The following is a 15,066-nucleotide window of genomic DNA, read 5'->3' on the forward strand; positions in this document are numbered from 1 at the left end:
ATATCACAGTTAACAACGATGCTAAAAAAGCCAATATAGGAGTTTATTCCAAAGGTGAAAAGGTAGTACTGTCTTTAGAAAAAAATCTAAAATCAGAAATAAATGAGATAGATACTTATTTCAATACACCTATTTCGACAGATATTAAACTTTTACTCAACCAATGGGATGATGATTTATTAAAAACTTTGCAGAAAGATTTATCATCTAATTCTACAGGAGGTGAATTAAGACAGCTTTTAAAGACAGAAGACGATTTCCTTAAATGGAAATTGATAAAAGAAGACCCTGCCTATGCCTTTGAACTTTCTAAAGAAAGTAGTTCTTGGACAAAATGGGGAAAAAGTAATTTCTTTAAAACAAATACACAGTTAGGAAGACAATTTGAATCTTTAGTAAGTTCTAAAATTAGAAACATACCTCCTTTTAGTACTCTTTATAAAGACTATACACACTTAAAACAAGTATATTTAAAAGGAGTAAAAGACAATATTATTGCTGATGATTTGTTTGTAAAAGAACTACGCGATGAACGAGGAAGGAGCTATTTTAGAGCCATAATAAGTGACAGCAAGTTAAACGCTACCTCGCCTTGGACAGCTAACCAGAAAAGCGAATTAATAGATGTCTTTAAGAATAACCCTAATAAAAAATACATAGAGTTTCAAGTAAGAACAAATAATACCCTTTTGAAAGAAGCAAATGCTCCTGAAAAATTCAGACAAGGAACAACAATTAGAATATATAGAGAGGATGTATATAAAATCATTAGCGAAGGAGAAAATATAAAGATTCCACCAATAAAAATGAATAGTATTAATTTTAAGAACTAACATAATGAAAGAGTTTAGAAAAGTTTTAATCTATATTGATAGTATTCTACTACCAAAGGGATTCAAATTATTTGAGAGTGAAGAAAGTGGTTGTATAATTTGTGATTATAGAAAAAGTACAAATCAATCTATAAATAGTATAGCCTTTTTGAAAAGAGAAGATAAAATAAAAGGATTTTACTATGCTGTTAATTTTATAGAAATGGAACTCATAATAATACCTATTCTGACAAAAAACAAGTTATTTGGCGATGTAAAGCCTGAAAATATTGATGAATCTTTTTGGGTTCAAAAAGATACAAGATACACACTTTCTGATGATGGAAAAGACATCTCAGAATATGAAGAGGTCGTGAATATATTTAATCTTTTTTATAAACAAGAAGCCCTTCCCTTCTTTGAAAAATGGAAAGATTTAAATGTTTTATATGAGTATATTAAAGATAAAACAGAAGAAGAGTTATGGGATATCTTAGGGCAATTTGCACCAATGAAAAAAGCGGTTATTTTAAAACTTTGTAATGATAGTAACTATCAGGGATTTATGGATAGCTATTTTCAAAAACAGAAGGAATATTTTGATGAAGACCCTGAAGATATTGATAATATAAGATATTACAGTGCCTCTAAAGAACTTAAACAAGTTTTAGACAATACAAAGCCTATTTACAATGTGTAAGTAATTGCAGAATAAGTGTTTATAAAATCATTAGTGAGGGAGATAATATAAAAATTCCACCTATCAAAATGAATGATATCAACTTTAAATAATCAAAAAATGGAATTATCTTTTATACATAATTTTTTAACTAATGAAGGTTTCATTCTAACTAAAACGAAGGAATTAAATAATAATGTGTTTAACTATCGTAAAGAACAAGATGCAAGTATTTTTCGTATAGGGTTCATTATTAAAGAAGAAGATGGAAAAAATCTTTTTTGGGGTTTTTCTATTTATATCAATTTTCTAAGTATTGAGAATATCTTAGTGCCAATACTTGCAAAAAATAATTTAGTAGGAAGAGCATCATCTCCAAAAGATATATATAATTCATTTTTCGTTGATTCCGATTTTAAAATTCCTACTATAAAAAAAGAAATAAAATCAGATAATGACATTAAACAAATAGAAGATGATTTCTATCTATTCTTTAATACAGAAGCCCTTCCCTTCTTTGAAAGATGGAAAGATTTAAATGTTTTATATGAGTATATTAAAGATAAAACAGAAGAAGAGTTGTGGGATATTTTAGGGCAATTTGCACCAATGAAAAAAGCGGTTATTTTAAAACTTTGCAATGATAGTAACTATCAGGAATTTATGGATAGCTATTTTCAAAAACAGAAGGAATATTTTGATGAAGACCCTGAAGATATTGATAATATAAGATATTACAACGCCTCTAAAGAACTTAAACAAGTTTTAGATAATACAAAACCTATTTATAATGTGTAAGTGATTGCAGAATAAGTGTTTTTGAAATATTAACGAAGTTAATAATATCTTCGTTTAAACAAATTGTTCAGGGAGCAACTGCAAAAGTTAAAAATGACCTAAAAGCTTATATAGTAGCAGCTAATATGGAGTATGAAATAGCTTCTTTGCGCTATTTAGATGCTCTTGACGGTCAAAAATTACTCCTTACACCAAGTGTTGTAATAGTTGATAACACATTAGGTTACAAAAAAATAGGCACTTTAGAAAACGTTTATATCACAGTTAACAACGATACTAAAAAAGCCAATATAGGAGTTTATTCCAAAGGTGAAAAAGTAGTACTATCTTTAGAAAAAGAAATTAATTTATCTGATGAAACAACTCTGTATATTAATAATTTATTTAAAGGAGCTAGGGAAAGAGCAATAGCTAAATTTGGTAAGGAAGCAGAAGAACTTATCTATTTCAAATTTAATAAAGACGGAGGTGCTGTTGCTGAAATTATAGACCACTATGGAGCAGAAGGACTAAAAGCTCTTAAAAAAGCAAATAAAATAGATGATGTAGCAAATGAATTAATAAAAGGAAAAATAGCTTACAGACATATAGGTTCTAATGCTAATTATTTAGAGCAATTAAAATCTTCAGGTATTATTCCAGAACAAATAGGGCAAGGACAAACATATTTCTCATTAGATAAAATAGATGATCCCCTAATCGCTATTGATAAAATGCAGTTAAATGCAAAATATACAGACGCTGTTTGGCGTGCAGAGTTTGATGCTAACCAGCTAATAAATAAGACTCATATTCCAAAAGCAAAATGGAACAATGCTGAATATATGGAAGTTTTAACAAGGAGCTATCCAAATTTTGGAAAAGGAGGAGCAACGCAATTTATAACACAATCTCAAATAAAGTTGAAAAGATTAATTAACTTAAAAACAGGTGAAATAATCAATTTTAAATAACACTATGCTATGAAACGTTCAAAAATAATAGAGATAATAATTGATAATATTTGTTATGATCCCTCTGCCTATAATCCTAAATGGAGATGGAATGCCTTCTCTAAAAATATCAAAGCTGAATATCAAAAAATTTTGCCAATTCTCAAATACTGGGAAGAAAAAAACTATATTTCTATAATAAATGATGATGAATATATATTTATGTTATTTCCCGAAAATTTACCCGCAAGAGATGTTCTATTATTAGAAAGTTTATCTTATGAAAACAAAAGCAATAATCGATAATTTTCTATATAAAATAGAATTGTTTTATAGGAATTTTGGGAATGAATGGTCTATTAATGATTTTGCTGAAGATAAAAATCAAAAAAATGTAATAAAAGAGTTTTTACCTTTTTTAGAAAGCAAAGGAATTATTGAAATTGTATCTGAAGAAAAGTTTAAAATTATAGACTTACCTTCTAATAGATTATGACTCTTTCATAAATTATTAAAAACGTGAGGAAAATAATAATATTTAAAGAAATATGAAGCGTAAAAATCTTATCAAATTATTAGTAGACACTATTTACCGTGATAATATTTATTTAATAACTCCAATAATAGATTGGGATTTAATGGATATAGTGAATAAACATTTCAGAGATAATTATAACAAAGTGCTACCTGTTTTATTGAAGTGGCAAGAAAAAGAATATATTTCATTGATAAATGATGATAATGTTATTTTTATTTTTTATCCTGAAAAATTACCTTTAAAAGAAGATTTGTTAGCAGAGAGTATTCTATAAAATATTAATGTTTTTATTTTTAAGTTGAAGTCGTGTTGTTTTTCTAAAAATATTTATAATACATTCAATTAGTAAAAAATGTACTAAGGTGAAGAATAGTTCTTGTTTTATCATACTAATTTCATTTCTATTACTTTTACTTTCATTTAGTAAGCATAGAAAAACCCTAAAAAATATACGCCTGAAAACATTGAGCATTTAGATATGAAGTTTGAAAAAGGTTTAGATGATATCTGTGCCAACTGCCGTTATGACGTGAAGTTTAGGGAAGGACAAAAACCTTTATATGAGGAATTTAAAAGCTATAACAGCGAAACGTGGAGTAAAATAGCTAATGATAAAGGGTTTATCAAACAATTTGAAAGCTATTTACAAGAAGTTAACAAAATAGAAGATTTAGCTTATATGATCAACAGTAATAAAGCTAATATAAATGAGGTAAAACAAGCTTTTAAAGAATTGTTTAATCGTAGCAGTGATGAAATTTTAAAGTTTATGAATCCTAAACTAAAGAAAAGTTTAGGTATTATAAATCCTAATGATAAAGTAAGATTAGAAAAGTTGATAAACGATACAAATTCAGCACTCTATAACTTTATAAAATCACAATAAAATGTTTAAATTAATTTCTAAAATAGGTAATGTAAGAGATTATGTTATCTATAAAGGCAAACCTTATTACATCAATACATCTGATGAAATTCAATGTGGCGAAAAAAAACAAATGCTTTACAAAACTCCACTAAGTCCGCTTGCTACTTTTAATGGTAAATTCTATTGTAGTGAGTGGGAGAATAATTATAAAATCTTTGACGAAAATTTAGAATTAATAGAAGAAGGAAAAGACAAAGCTTTTTTGTATTTATCTAAAGAGTTTTTAGAAACTTATTTTTTAGATGAACAACAAAAAATATTCATTACAGCTCTTTTGGATAGAGAAGGGAATCTTATGGTATTGGGAAATATTGACAAATTTTCTATAAGTTTTTTCCAAATGGGTATATATATATATATATATATACAAAAAGGATAAAATATACGATGATGTAATGTCTATCAGAGCCTTTTCTATTCAAAAGAAAGAACATCTTTGGGAATTTCCTCTTTCTTCTCTTGGGAAGTGGAAAAACCCATATACCGATGAAGAGATAGATTTTCAGGTACGGAGATTTATAGGTATATACAACAATATTTTTTGGGTTTTTCTAAATGCAGAAGGTTTTATAGGTTTAGATATTGAAACAGGAGAATTAAGATATCGTATCCCTGAATATCACCAAGCTATAGGAAAAACAAGTACGAGTTCTTATGATGATAGCAAAGGCTTTTTTAGAAGTGATTATCTCTTAGACAATGAAAAAGGAAAAATTTTAGGCTTAGCAGTAGATGTCTTTATTGAAATAGATTTAACCCAAGAGCCTCCTTTTGTTACTCAATATGGTTTACAAGAGGAGTTTGAAAAGTACAACATCAAAAAAGCAAATGATACTGCAGGAAGTTATGTTGTTCAAGATAATTTATTGTATTTTTATCTTGCTGAACAACTAAAATTTGGCATTTTAGACATCAATACCAAGGAAATTATCTATATTTCAGAGCCTATTGCAGTAGTGGAAAGGGATGATAGTTTTACTCGCCTTAGAGATTTAAAAGTCTCAGAAAATAAGGTGTATATCTTAGATAGTAATCATACGTTACATATTTTTGAAAGAGAAGAATAGTTCTTGTTTTATTACTTTTACTTTCATTTAAAAGCATAGAAAAACCCTAAAAAATATACGTCTGAAAACATTGAGCATTTAGATATGAAGTTTGAAAAAGGTTTAGATGATATCTGTGCCAACTGCCGTTATGATGTGAAATTTAGGGAAGGACAAAAACCTTTATTTGAAGAATTTAAAAGCTATAACAGTGAAACGTGGAGTAAAATAGCTAATGATAAAGGATTTATCAAGCAATTTGAAAGCTATTTACAAGGAGTTAACAAAATAGAAGATTTAGCTTATATGATTAACAGTAATAAAGCTAATATAAATGAAATAAAACAAGCTTTTAAAGAATTGTTTAAGCGTAATACTGATGAAATTTTTAAAACGAATCCAAATATATGGAAGCAATTTGATAGAGTTGATGGAACTGGTAAAATAAATAGTCTTAAAAATTTCAAAGATTTAGTAGAAGACATTTCTTTTGATGCTAAACACCCTATTTTTAACTTTATAAAAGCTGAATAATTATGTTTTGTGAAAGTAGAACAATAAACAATGTAATAGCTTATGTGAATGAATATTACATTAATAGCAAAGGACTCTTTAATGCTCAATCAAATGAATGTCTATTAGAAATTTCTGGACAGCAAGAACTATATCCCTTTGGAAAAGACCATTTGATATCAAGAGAGATTGTGTATGGAGATTCTGCCATAATCAATATTAACGATTTAACTATTGTTATTAATAATTATAGGATAGAAGCTCAAAATTACCCTTACTTTTCTTTTTATGAAGTTGATGATAAACCACAAGAAGGGATTTATGATTTTGAAAAGAAAAAAATACTTTTTGAAGCTACAAGTTGGTTAGGAAGAAGTATTATAGACAAGTATATATTTCGTAATTTTAAAAAGAAAATAGCTTGTAGAAAAATAGATTCAGATTCAATTCTTTGGGAGTTTCCTCTTTCTTCTCTTGGTAAAGGTAAAGATTATAGTACAGATGAAGAATTTGACTATGAAGTAGAACAATTTGTAGGAATATATAACAATATTCTTTGGGTTTATATAGAAAGAGGTGGATTTATTGGTTTAGATATTCAAACTGGGGAATTGAAACATCGTATTCTAGGGATACCCAAGGGGAATTTATTAGGCAAAGTTGATAGTTATGTAGATAGTGAAGAGTTTTACATTTTTTATCGTGCAAAATTTATTTTGGATGAAAAAAAAGGAATAATTATCGGTTTAATAGCTGACAGATTTTTTGAAATAGACCTCAATAAAGAAAAAATAACTCCTATGCTATATGGTATGTGGGATAAAATGGAGAAAATGAACCTAAAAAAATATGGAGTTAATGGGAATACAAGTCTACAAGAAGATTTATTGTATTTTTATAATGACAAAGAATTACAATTCGGCATTTTAGACATCAATACCAAAGAAATTATCTATATTTCAGAGCCTATTGCAGTAGTGGAAAGAGATGATAGTTTTACTCGCCTTAGAGATTTAAAAGTCTCAGAAAATAAGGTCTATATCTTAGATAGTAATCATACGTTACATATTTTTGAACGTGAAGAATAGTACCTAATAACAACATAAAAACAACAACTATGAGTTTATACCGATATTTTACCATTTGCTTAATAGCTTTTTCAGTCGTTTCTTGTTATCAAGAAACAGAAGTTCCTGTGAAAGCTTCTTTTCAAATGAGTTTTAAAAATGGTGATGAATCTGTACCCGTTTATGTAAAGATGAACAACACCTCTTCAGGGGGAGAACATTACTTGTGGGAGTTCGAAAGTGGTACTCCTAATACCTCTACTGAAAAATCTTCTGAAGTGCTCTACACACAACACGGCTCATACAAAGTAAAACTAACAGTTACTAACGAGTATAAAGAATCAGATACTCAAGAGCAAACTATCACAATAAAAGATGCTATCAAAAAAGCAAGCTTTACAAAAGAGATTGTAATGAATAGCTACCCTCCTGTAACGGTGAAGTTTACTAATACTACTCAGGGAGAGAACCTCACTTATAAATGGCTTTTTAAAGGAGGTATCCCCGAAACCTTTGAAGGAAAAACACCTCCTGCTGTGGTTTTTTCTACAGAAGGCAAACACGAAATAACTTTAGAAGTTTCTAATGGGTATGATCGTCAAACTTTTTCAGATTTTGTAGAGGTAAAACCTGCTATTAAACCTACTTTTTCTTGGAAGATACCTATTGAGGATGAGGATTTACAAGTGCCTGTAAATATCACCTTGCAAAATAAAACTGAAAATGCTATTTCATACCAATGGACGTTCCAAGGGGGTGTTCCTAACACTTCTACTGAAGTAAATCCTAAAGTAACTTATACTAATGCTGGTACTTATACTATAATACTTGTAGCCTCTAATGGTAAAACTACCCAAACTTTACAAAAACAAATTACAGTATATCCCGATACAGGGATTTATGTATTAGAAAATGTGAAATTAGGAATTAATTACGCCCATAACAGCGAAAAAGTAGCAGCTTTCTATTCCACAAAACTGAAGAAATCTTTTTTCTCTAAAGAAGTTACTGCTGAAAATGCTCCTTTGATAGATATAGTTTTTCAAGGAGGTAGCCCTACTTTTGCAAGCAATAAATTTGTATCTCCAACTGAGGCACAAAAATATGCTTTCTTTCCTATTACAGGAGCTAAAGCTACTATTTTTGTCAATTCACAAGAAATATGCAATTGCGGGCTCAATTTTACTGAAGAAAATTTTAATGCAATGGTAAACGATACTCCTTTGAAGGCACTCACCATTGTACATTCGGCAGCAGGAGCACAAGCATTTACAAATACATTACCTCGAATAGTGTTATTTCAAACCCACGATGGTAGAAAGGGAGCTATCAAAATAAAACAATTTGTAAGTAAGGGTGCAGAAAATTCATATATTTTGTGTGATATAAAAGTTCAAAAATAAATAGATAATGAAACTATTATTAAAGTATATGCTTTTGGGAGGACTTTTGTGTATATCTTTTGGTACCAATGCTCAAGATTTAGACATAGAAGCAATGACTAAAGATACAAAGTTTAGAGTAAGTGGAGGCGTCAATGCTGATGCTATGTTTTTTAATTCTTCTGCTGAAAAAAGTACCTTTACTTATATGCTTACAGGAAGTTTGAATTTTAGCTTTCTTACATTTTCAATGCCTGTGAGCTACTCTATTACCAATCAAGGAAATGCTCTGAACTATAAAGTCCCTTTCGACTTTAATAGATTTAGTATTGCTCCTAAGTACAAATGGATAAAATTGTACTTAGGCGACCACACCCTCACTTACTCTCCTTATACGCTCAACGGACACCCTTTTCGTGGAGTAGGGCTAGAATTAACACCTAAAGGAGCATTGAAATTTAGCACAATGGGGGGGCGCTTGCTCAAAGCAGTAGAAGAAGATAAAAATATAGGTCAAATGGCTGTTTTTGAGAGATATGGTTCAGCTATGAAGCTTAACTTTGACAAAGAAAAATATAAGATAGAATTTAGTAGCTTATACGCTTGGGACGTTAAAAATTCATTGGAACATCCTACTGATATTTCTCCCAAGTCTAATTATGCTAATGCGTTAAAATTTGCCACAACTTTTGTAAAAAACTTGAGCTTAGAAGTACAATATGCACTTTCTATCATTCAGGAAAAGACCCCTCATAAAACTGAGGATAATTCGTTAGACTATTTGCTTTCAACCTCCAAAAGTAGGGCTTTTGATGCCCGTTTAAATTATCTGATTGGAAAAGCAAATGTAGGAATTGTATATGAGAATATTGATCCTACTTATCGTACTTTTGGAGCTATGTATTTCAATAATGATTTAGAGAATATTTCTCTTACATTTGCCCGTCCGTTTTTTAAAGATCGTATAAGTATAGCCACTCAATTGGGATACCAACGCGACAATTTAAAAGAACAGAAAAATCAAACCTCTGTGAGACTAGTAGGAAGTGCAAATCTGAATGCAAAGATTTCAGAAAAATTAAATGTATCAGGTTCATACTCTAATTTTACATCCACTACTAACCGCCGTTTAAACGAGTTCGACTATATCAACACCCCCAATATGAATCCTGCCGATACACTTACTTATCGCCAGCTTTCTCAAAACGGAAATGTGAATATGAATTATGTTTTTGGAAAAGATAAAAGTCAAAATGTGAATTTCAACTACTCTATTGCAGGACAAGCCAATGAACAAGGAGGTATTATCGGTAGAGGACAAGCCAGTTTGGTGCAGAATTATAATGCTGCTCATACCATTAGCTTTTCATCTCTGCAAATGAATGTAAATACTTCTGCCAACTACACTCAAAACAAAGTAGGGAGAGAGATAACCGATTTTTATGGTGGGAGTGTTACAATCGCCAAAAAATTCTTTGAAAATAAGCTCAATACAAGTTTAGGAACGCTTTATAATCGAACAAATGACACTTTTGGAAATAGTGTTTTAGGTATCAAGTGTAATGTGTCGTATGTACTGCTTGAAAAACACAATTTTTCATTCTATGGAATGCAGATGTTTAGGCACTCACAGCAAAAATCTGCTGAGGATATAACGCTTAATATAAATTATAGCTATAGCTTTTAAAATAGTTTCACCTTAAAAAATAACATACAATGCGAAATATATTTTTATCCATACCTTTTGTTTTTTTTAGCTTCTGGAGTTCTTCTCTCTTAGGGCAAAATACTGATAACAATGAACTTACTACTGAATATGCTGCACAACAAATGCAGAAAATAGAAAGGAAGGAATTGTGGGTAGATAATTTGTCTTTACAGAATATTACTTCTTTGCCCATCGGTATAAAAACGCGTAAGAGAGGTGAGAATGCTGCGGATAACGCTACTTATTCAATAGGTATTATAAAGGCTACACTGCACTCTGATTATACCGAGTTACAAGTGTTTGCCAAAGTAGATATTCCTCAAAAAGGGGATGATGGTCGCCCTATTTCTTTATTTTTTGGTGCAAACAACATCAAACTCTCTCATAGTGGGGGTATCATAGGAGATGCCAAATTGGCTTTGCTGGGAGATGTAGCCATTCCTATCCATAAAGATGCTTGGCAACTTACCCTCTATGGCGGGTTTAACAAACAAACAGGTCAAACTGAAGATTTGACTTATGCAGTAATTGATTGTGATGGTTTTAAAGAATTTCGCCTCTCAGGAACTGTTGAGTTCTCAAGAGAGCTTATCCTCCCTTTAGAAAATGGAGTTGTAAATGAAGCCCAACAAACAGTACCAATTACATTGTCTAACGGACGTGTTGTTGAAGCTCCTAACAGAGTAAGAGGTGATTTTAGCATCACAGCTTCCGCTTGGAATGATTTGATAATGAACGTATCTCTTTCTCCTTTTGTATTAGCTAAAAAACAAAATGGAAGAGACTACGATGGCAATTTTCAGTTTTTAGTATCAAAAGCGGTTCTTGACGTAAGCGATATAAAAAACGACCCTTCTGTTGTTTTCCCAAATATGTACAATACCAAAGGGCTACTCTTTCCTGCGCAAGAGAGTTGGAAAGGAGTGTATGTCGAGAACTTTTCAATAGGTCTCCCCTCTCAGTTTAAAACAAAATCAACCGCTGAAAATGGTAAACGTATAGAGTTCTCTGCCAAAGGACTTCTTATAGATAAGTTTGGCGTTTCGGGGGTCTTTTCTGCAGAAAATATATTTCCTTTGAAAGAAGGAATTACTGATAAGAACAATGCTTGGGCATACTCATTAGAGCATATTGAGGTACAAATAGAAACAGGCGAATTTGTAAAAGCAAATTTTAATGGAAAAATACTACTTCCTATTACCAATGCCTCCAAGAACAAAAATATAGAACAGTTGGGCTTGCAATACGACGGACTGATTTCAGAAGAAAGATACAGCTTGAATGTAACGACCACTGATGAAATACAATTTGACCTTTGGCAAGCAAAAGCCTCTCTTTATAAAAATAGTTCCATAGAACTAAAAGTAGAGAACAATCGTTTTCTTCCTAAAGCTGTTTTACACGGTAATATAAACTTTGCCGCCAACAAAACTGCAGAAAAAGAAACTCAGGAAAATCAGGAGGAAAGCAAAACCGTAGATTTTAAAGGAATTACTTTTGAAAATTTGAAATTACAAACAGTTTCTCCTATGATTTCTGTGGGAAATATGAGATATAAAAATGAGGTTTCTTTTAGCAACTTTCCTGTAAGTATTAAAAGCGTAGAAGTGAGAACTTTAGATAACAGAGCAGATGTGTATTTTGATGTAGCACTGAACCTAATGGATAAAAGTGAACTTTCAGCACGAGCTAATATTGGTATTTTAGGTGAGCTAACTTCAGAAAATCACACTTACAACTATAAATTCAAAGGCTTAGACCTTTCTGCTATAGCTATAAAAGGTTCTTTCTGTGGATTTTCTATGGATGGTCGGCTTGATTTACTCGAAAATCACCCTATATATGGCAACGGATTTAATGCCGATTTAAAAGTAGAAATCAAAGGAGCTTGCAAGGTAAAAGCTAAAGCTATTTTTGGAAAAAAAAGAATTTAGATATTGGTATTTTGATGCCAGTGCCAAGATATCAACGGGTTATTTCATCAATGGTTTTGGTGGAGGAGCTTATTATAATATGAAACGAAATGCACTCGCTGACCCTGCTGAATTTTCTCCTTCAGGACTTACTTATGAACCTTACCAAGAAGGAGGGTTGGGACTAAAAGCATTAGTGAGTTTTGCTATAGGTTCAGACAAGGCTTTCAATGGAGAAGCTGCTTTTGAAATGTTATTCAACAAAAATGGAGGATTAGATTTTGCAGCCATCTATGGAAAAGGAAATGTCTTAGCTGATATACCTGGAATAGAAAATATACAGAATTTAGTTTCAAAAGTATCAGGAAGTTTAGAAAATAAAGCCTCTTTCTTAGGTTTAGAAAGTAATAACGATAAACGTACAGGTTTTGAAAAACGTTTCTTACCTCTTGCTGAAAAAGCAATACCTACTACTCCTGATAATAAGGCTACTATCCAATTCAAGACAGCTATTCAGTTTGATATAGTCAATCAAACTACACACGGTACTCTTGATGTCTATATCAATGCAGGGTTCATCTCAGGGGTAGGTGAAGGAGGTAGAGCAGGTTGGGCTGTTTTTCATAAAGACCCTAACGATTGGTATCTACACATTGGCACCCCTGATGATAGGGTAGGTATAAAAATGGGGGTAGCAGGTATTTCTCTTAAAACAACTTCTTATCTTATGGCTGGTACAAAATTACCTGCTTCTCCACCGCCTCCTCCCAATGTAGCGAGCATTTTAGGAGTACAAGCACAGGAACTCAATTATATGCGTGATGAAAATGCTTTAGCCAATGCAGGAGGTTTTGCCTTTGGTTCTGATTTAAGTATAGATACTGGTGATTTATCATTCCTAATTTTCTATGCTAATTTCAAAGCAGGTGTTGGATTTGATATAATGCTTAAGAATTACGGAGAAGCATCGTGTAGAAATACAGGCAAACAAGTAGGTATAGACGGTTGGTATGCTAACGGACAATCTTATGCTTTCTTACAAGGTGAATTAGGAGTACGTGTAAAGTTGCTTTTTATAAATATGAGAATTCCTATTATATCATCAAGCGTAGCTGTATTAATGCAAGCTAAATTACCTAATCCTGTATGGTTACGAGGTTATGTAGGAGGTGAAATGGATGTCTTAGGCGGACTTATCAAAGGAAAGTTCAATTTCAAAGTTACTATTGGTGAACAATGTGACTTTGGAGCAGCAGGAGGTGCTTTTGAAGGAATGAAACTCATTGCTGATGTATCTCCTAAAAACAATAGCAATGATGTAGATGTATTTGCTGTACCTCAAGCCACTTTTTCAATGAAAGTAAACGAACCTTTTGAAATTCCTGAAGATAATGGAAAAAGTACTTATAGAGTAGTTCTTGAAAAATTTAACGTTCTTGATGATAAAAATCAGGAAGTTAAAGGTAGATTAGAATGGTCACACTTAAAAGATAGAGCTAACTTCATCCCTGAAGATATTTTAGCTCCTCAAAAGAAATTTAAAGTACAAGTAGAAGTTAGTTTCCAAAAACAGGAGGGAGGTATATTTAGACCTATCACCCAAAACGGACAAGTAGCTAAAGAGTTTGAAGAACGTACATTTACAACAGGCACAGCTCCTAATTATATCCCATTACAAAATATAGAATACGCTTATCCCGTAGTATCACAAAAATTTTTCTTAAAAGACGAGTTTGAACAAGGGTATGTAAAACTCATACAAGGACAAGACTATCTATTTGAAGGTAATCAATGGGAGAATGGAGTAAAAATTATAGATAATCAAACCCATAAAGCACAAGAGGTAGCATTTATCTATAACAAAGATGCTAATGAGATTACTTTTGCTATGCCTAAACTACAGACAAAGTCAGTTTATAAAGTTAGCTTTTTTAGTAAGCCTGTAAAAACTAATACAAAAAATGAAAAGAGAAAAGTTACTGAAAATGTAAAGAGAACTCAAGAAGAGGGTAATGATTATGAGGTCTTGCAAAAACAAGCACAATCATTAAGTAAAGAAGGTGAGATAGAACGATTAACGTATGATTTCAGTACTAGTAAGTATAAAACGTTTAATGAGAAAATAAAAGCTATCAAAGTTTCTCATTACAATTTTGTAATACGTCGCTCTAATGCAATTTCTCTTGCTAATACTCTTCAAAAATCAGAACCTTTTGAAGTAGTAGACCTTGTAGGTAATGAGTATTCTAAGAAAAAACCTCTAATTGCAGTAGAAGCTACTTTGCAGGATGCTTATTTTAAACAATACATAAATCCTACTTTGTATAGCCAATTACCAATTGCTGGAAAATATCAATTAAGAAGAGATACAAAAGAGTGGGGACAAATACCCTCAAAAGCAATTTCTATTGATAATAAGTATTTAACTAATGTACAAAACGAAATTTTCTCACAAGAAGTAGAAAATTATTTTCCTTATCAATATGATTTAGCATTAGCTTATAAGATGGATTTTGTAGATATCTTTAGGCAGATTACCAATGATTTAAGTAAAGGGATAATATCTTTCTCAAGTCCAGCACATCAATTTCTAAAAAATACTTCTTTTATACCTATGAGAAAAGGCGATTATTACATCAAACTTATATATACCTTACCTGGGGATAAAAAATCATCAGAAGCTTTACAGATGTATAAAAATCCTATTGATGATTAATAGTATTTACACAACAAAAACTCCTGTTTATAGC

16 protein-coding genes are annotated in these 15,066 nt (G+C 31.1%); all 16 read left to right on the forward strand.

Going from position 1 to position 15,066, the window contains the following annotated elements; genetic code table 11:
- Nucleotides 1–833, forward strand: an 833-nt coding sequence (locus tag JMN12_RS15140) for a hypothetical protein (protein WP_238423799.1), incomplete at its 5' end; no start/stop codon positions are given.
- Between the two features lie 4 nt (nt 834–837).
- Nucleotides 838–1,512 carry a hypothetical protein gene (locus tag JMN12_RS03150; protein ID WP_238423800.1) on the forward strand — a complete coding sequence of 225 codons (675 nt, stop codon included), beginning with the start codon at nt 838–840 and terminating at the stop codon, nt 1,510–1,512.
- Nucleotides 1,513–1,611: 99 nt separating this feature from the next.
- Complete coding sequence (locus tag JMN12_RS03155; RefSeq protein WP_203137098.1) at nt 1,612–2,289, forward strand: hypothetical protein; 678 nt, start codon at nt 1,612–1,614, stop codon at nt 2,287–2,289.
- Nucleotides 2,290–2,414: 125 nt separating this feature from the next.
- Nucleotides 2,415–3,242: a hypothetical protein gene (locus JMN12_RS15145; RefSeq protein WP_238423801.1), complete on the forward strand. Its 828-nt coding sequence runs from the start codon at nt 2,415–2,417 to the stop codon at nt 3,240–3,242.
- Nucleotides 3,243–3,251: 9 nt separating this feature from the next.
- Nucleotides 3,252–3,527 carry a hypothetical protein gene (locus JMN12_RS03165; RefSeq protein ID WP_009412282.1) on the forward strand — a complete coding sequence of 92 codons (276 nt, stop codon included), beginning with the start codon at nt 3,252–3,254 and terminating at the stop codon, nt 3,525–3,527.
- Nucleotides 3,502–3,717 (forward strand): hypothetical protein, encoded by a 216-nt coding sequence (locus JMN12_RS03170; RefSeq protein WP_009412281.1) that lies wholly within the window; start codon nt 3,502–3,504, stop codon nt 3,715–3,717. The genes JMN12_RS03165 and JMN12_RS03170 overlap by 26 nt, the downstream gene beginning before the upstream one ends.
- Nucleotides 3,718–3,769: 52 nt before the next feature.
- Nucleotides 3,770–4,033, forward strand: coding sequence for a hypothetical protein (locus JMN12_RS03175; RefSeq protein WP_009412280.1), 264 nt, complete (start codon nt 3,770–3,772; stop codon nt 4,031–4,033).
- Between the two features lie 204 nt (nt 4,034–4,237).
- Entirely contained in the window at nt 4,238–4,645 is a 408-nt protein-coding gene (locus JMN12_RS03180) for a hypothetical protein (protein WP_203137100.1), read from the forward strand.
- A 1-nt stretch (nt 4,646) separates the two neighbouring features.
- Nucleotides 4,647–5,066: a hypothetical protein gene (locus JMN12_RS03185; protein WP_238423802.1), complete on the forward strand. Its 420-nt coding sequence runs from the start codon at nt 4,647–4,649 to the stop codon at nt 5,064–5,066.
- 16 nt (nt 5,067–5,082) lie between these two features.
- Entirely contained in the window at nt 5,083–5,754 is a 672-nt protein-coding gene (locus JMN12_RS03190; protein ID WP_203137102.1) for a hypothetical protein, read from the forward strand.
- 84 nt (nt 5,755–5,838) lie between these two features.
- Nucleotides 5,839–6,267, forward strand: coding sequence for a hypothetical protein (locus JMN12_RS03195; protein ID WP_203137104.1), 429 nt, complete (start codon nt 5,839–5,841; stop codon nt 6,265–6,267).
- Between the two features lie 2 nt (nt 6,268–6,269).
- Nucleotides 6,270–7,334: a hypothetical protein gene (locus JMN12_RS03200; protein WP_203137106.1), complete on the forward strand. Its 1,065-nt coding sequence runs from the start codon at nt 6,270–6,272 to the stop codon at nt 7,332–7,334.
- A gap of 29 nt (nt 7,335–7,363) precedes the next feature.
- Nucleotides 7,364–8,716: a PKD domain-containing protein gene (locus JMN12_RS03205; protein WP_203137108.1), complete on the forward strand. Its 1,353-nt coding sequence runs from the start codon at nt 7,364–7,366 to the stop codon at nt 8,714–8,716.
- 7 nt (nt 8,717–8,723) lie between these two features.
- A complete protein-coding gene (locus JMN12_RS03210) occupies nt 8,724–10,382 on the forward strand; it encodes a hypothetical protein (RefSeq protein WP_203137110.1) in 1,659 nt (552 codons plus the stop codon).
- Between the two features lie 29 nt (nt 10,383–10,411).
- Entirely contained in the window at nt 10,412–12,337 is a 1,926-nt protein-coding gene (locus JMN12_RS15150) for a hypothetical protein (RefSeq protein ID WP_238423803.1), read from the forward strand.
- Entirely contained in the window at nt 12,318–15,032 is a 2,715-nt protein-coding gene (locus JMN12_RS15155; protein WP_238423804.1) for a hypothetical protein, read from the forward strand. The genes JMN12_RS15150 and JMN12_RS15155 overlap by 20 nt, the downstream gene beginning before the upstream one ends.
- The last annotated feature ends 34 nt before the right edge of the window (nt 15,033–15,066 follow it).

Origin of the sequence: Capnocytophaga genosp. AHN8471, from assembly GCF_016806945.1 — a bacterium.
GTDB classification, from domain to species: Bacteria; Bacteroidota; Bacteroidia; order Flavobacteriales; family Flavobacteriaceae; genus Capnocytophaga; species Capnocytophaga periodontitidis.

What these genes read in the sequence shown, in the direction of transcription:
- JMN12_RS15150 (WP_238423803.1), top strand. Translation starts at nt 10,412, where the DNA reads ATGCGAAATATATTTTTATCCATACCTTTTGTTTTTTTTAGCTTCTGG.
- JMN12_RS03185 (WP_238423802.1), top strand. Translation starts at nt 4,647, where the DNA reads ATGTTTAAATTAATTTCTAAAATAGGTAATGTAAGAGATTATGTTATC.
- JMN12_RS03170 (WP_009412281.1), top strand. Translation starts at nt 3,502, where the DNA reads ATGAAAACAAAAGCAATAATCGATAATTTTCTATATAAAATAGAATTG.
- JMN12_RS03190 (WP_203137102.1), top strand. Translation starts at nt 5,083, where the DNA reads ATGTCTATCAGAGCCTTTTCTATTCAAAAGAAAGAACATCTTTGGGAA.
- JMN12_RS03195 (WP_203137104.1), top strand. Translation starts at nt 5,839, where the DNA reads ATGAAGTTTGAAAAAGGTTTAGATGATATCTGTGCCAACTGCCGTTAT.
- JMN12_RS03150 (WP_238423800.1), top strand. Translation starts at nt 838, where the DNA reads ATGAAAGAGTTTAGAAAAGTTTTAATCTATATTGATAGTATTCTACTA.
- JMN12_RS03180 (WP_203137100.1), top strand. Translation starts at nt 4,238, where the DNA reads ATGAAGTTTGAAAAAGGTTTAGATGATATCTGTGCCAACTGCCGTTAT.
- JMN12_RS03155 (WP_203137098.1), top strand. Translation starts at nt 1,612, where the DNA reads ATGGAATTATCTTTTATACATAATTTTTTAACTAATGAAGGTTTCATT.
- JMN12_RS03200 (WP_203137106.1), top strand. Translation starts at nt 6,270, where the DNA reads ATGTTTTGTGAAAGTAGAACAATAAACAATGTAATAGCTTATGTGAAT.
- JMN12_RS03175 (WP_009412280.1), top strand. Translation starts at nt 3,770, where the DNA reads ATGAAGCGTAAAAATCTTATCAAATTATTAGTAGACACTATTTACCGT.
- JMN12_RS03205 (WP_203137108.1), top strand. Translation starts at nt 7,364, where the DNA reads ATGAGTTTATACCGATATTTTACCATTTGCTTAATAGCTTTTTCAGTC.
- JMN12_RS15145 (WP_238423801.1), top strand. Translation starts at nt 2,415, where the DNA reads ATGGAGTATGAAATAGCTTCTTTGCGCTATTTAGATGCTCTTGACGGT.
- JMN12_RS03165 (WP_009412282.1), top strand. Translation starts at nt 3,252, where the DNA reads ATGAAACGTTCAAAAATAATAGAGATAATAATTGATAATATTTGTTAT.
- JMN12_RS03210 (WP_203137110.1), top strand. Translation starts at nt 8,724, where the DNA reads ATGAAACTATTATTAAAGTATATGCTTTTGGGAGGACTTTTGTGTATA.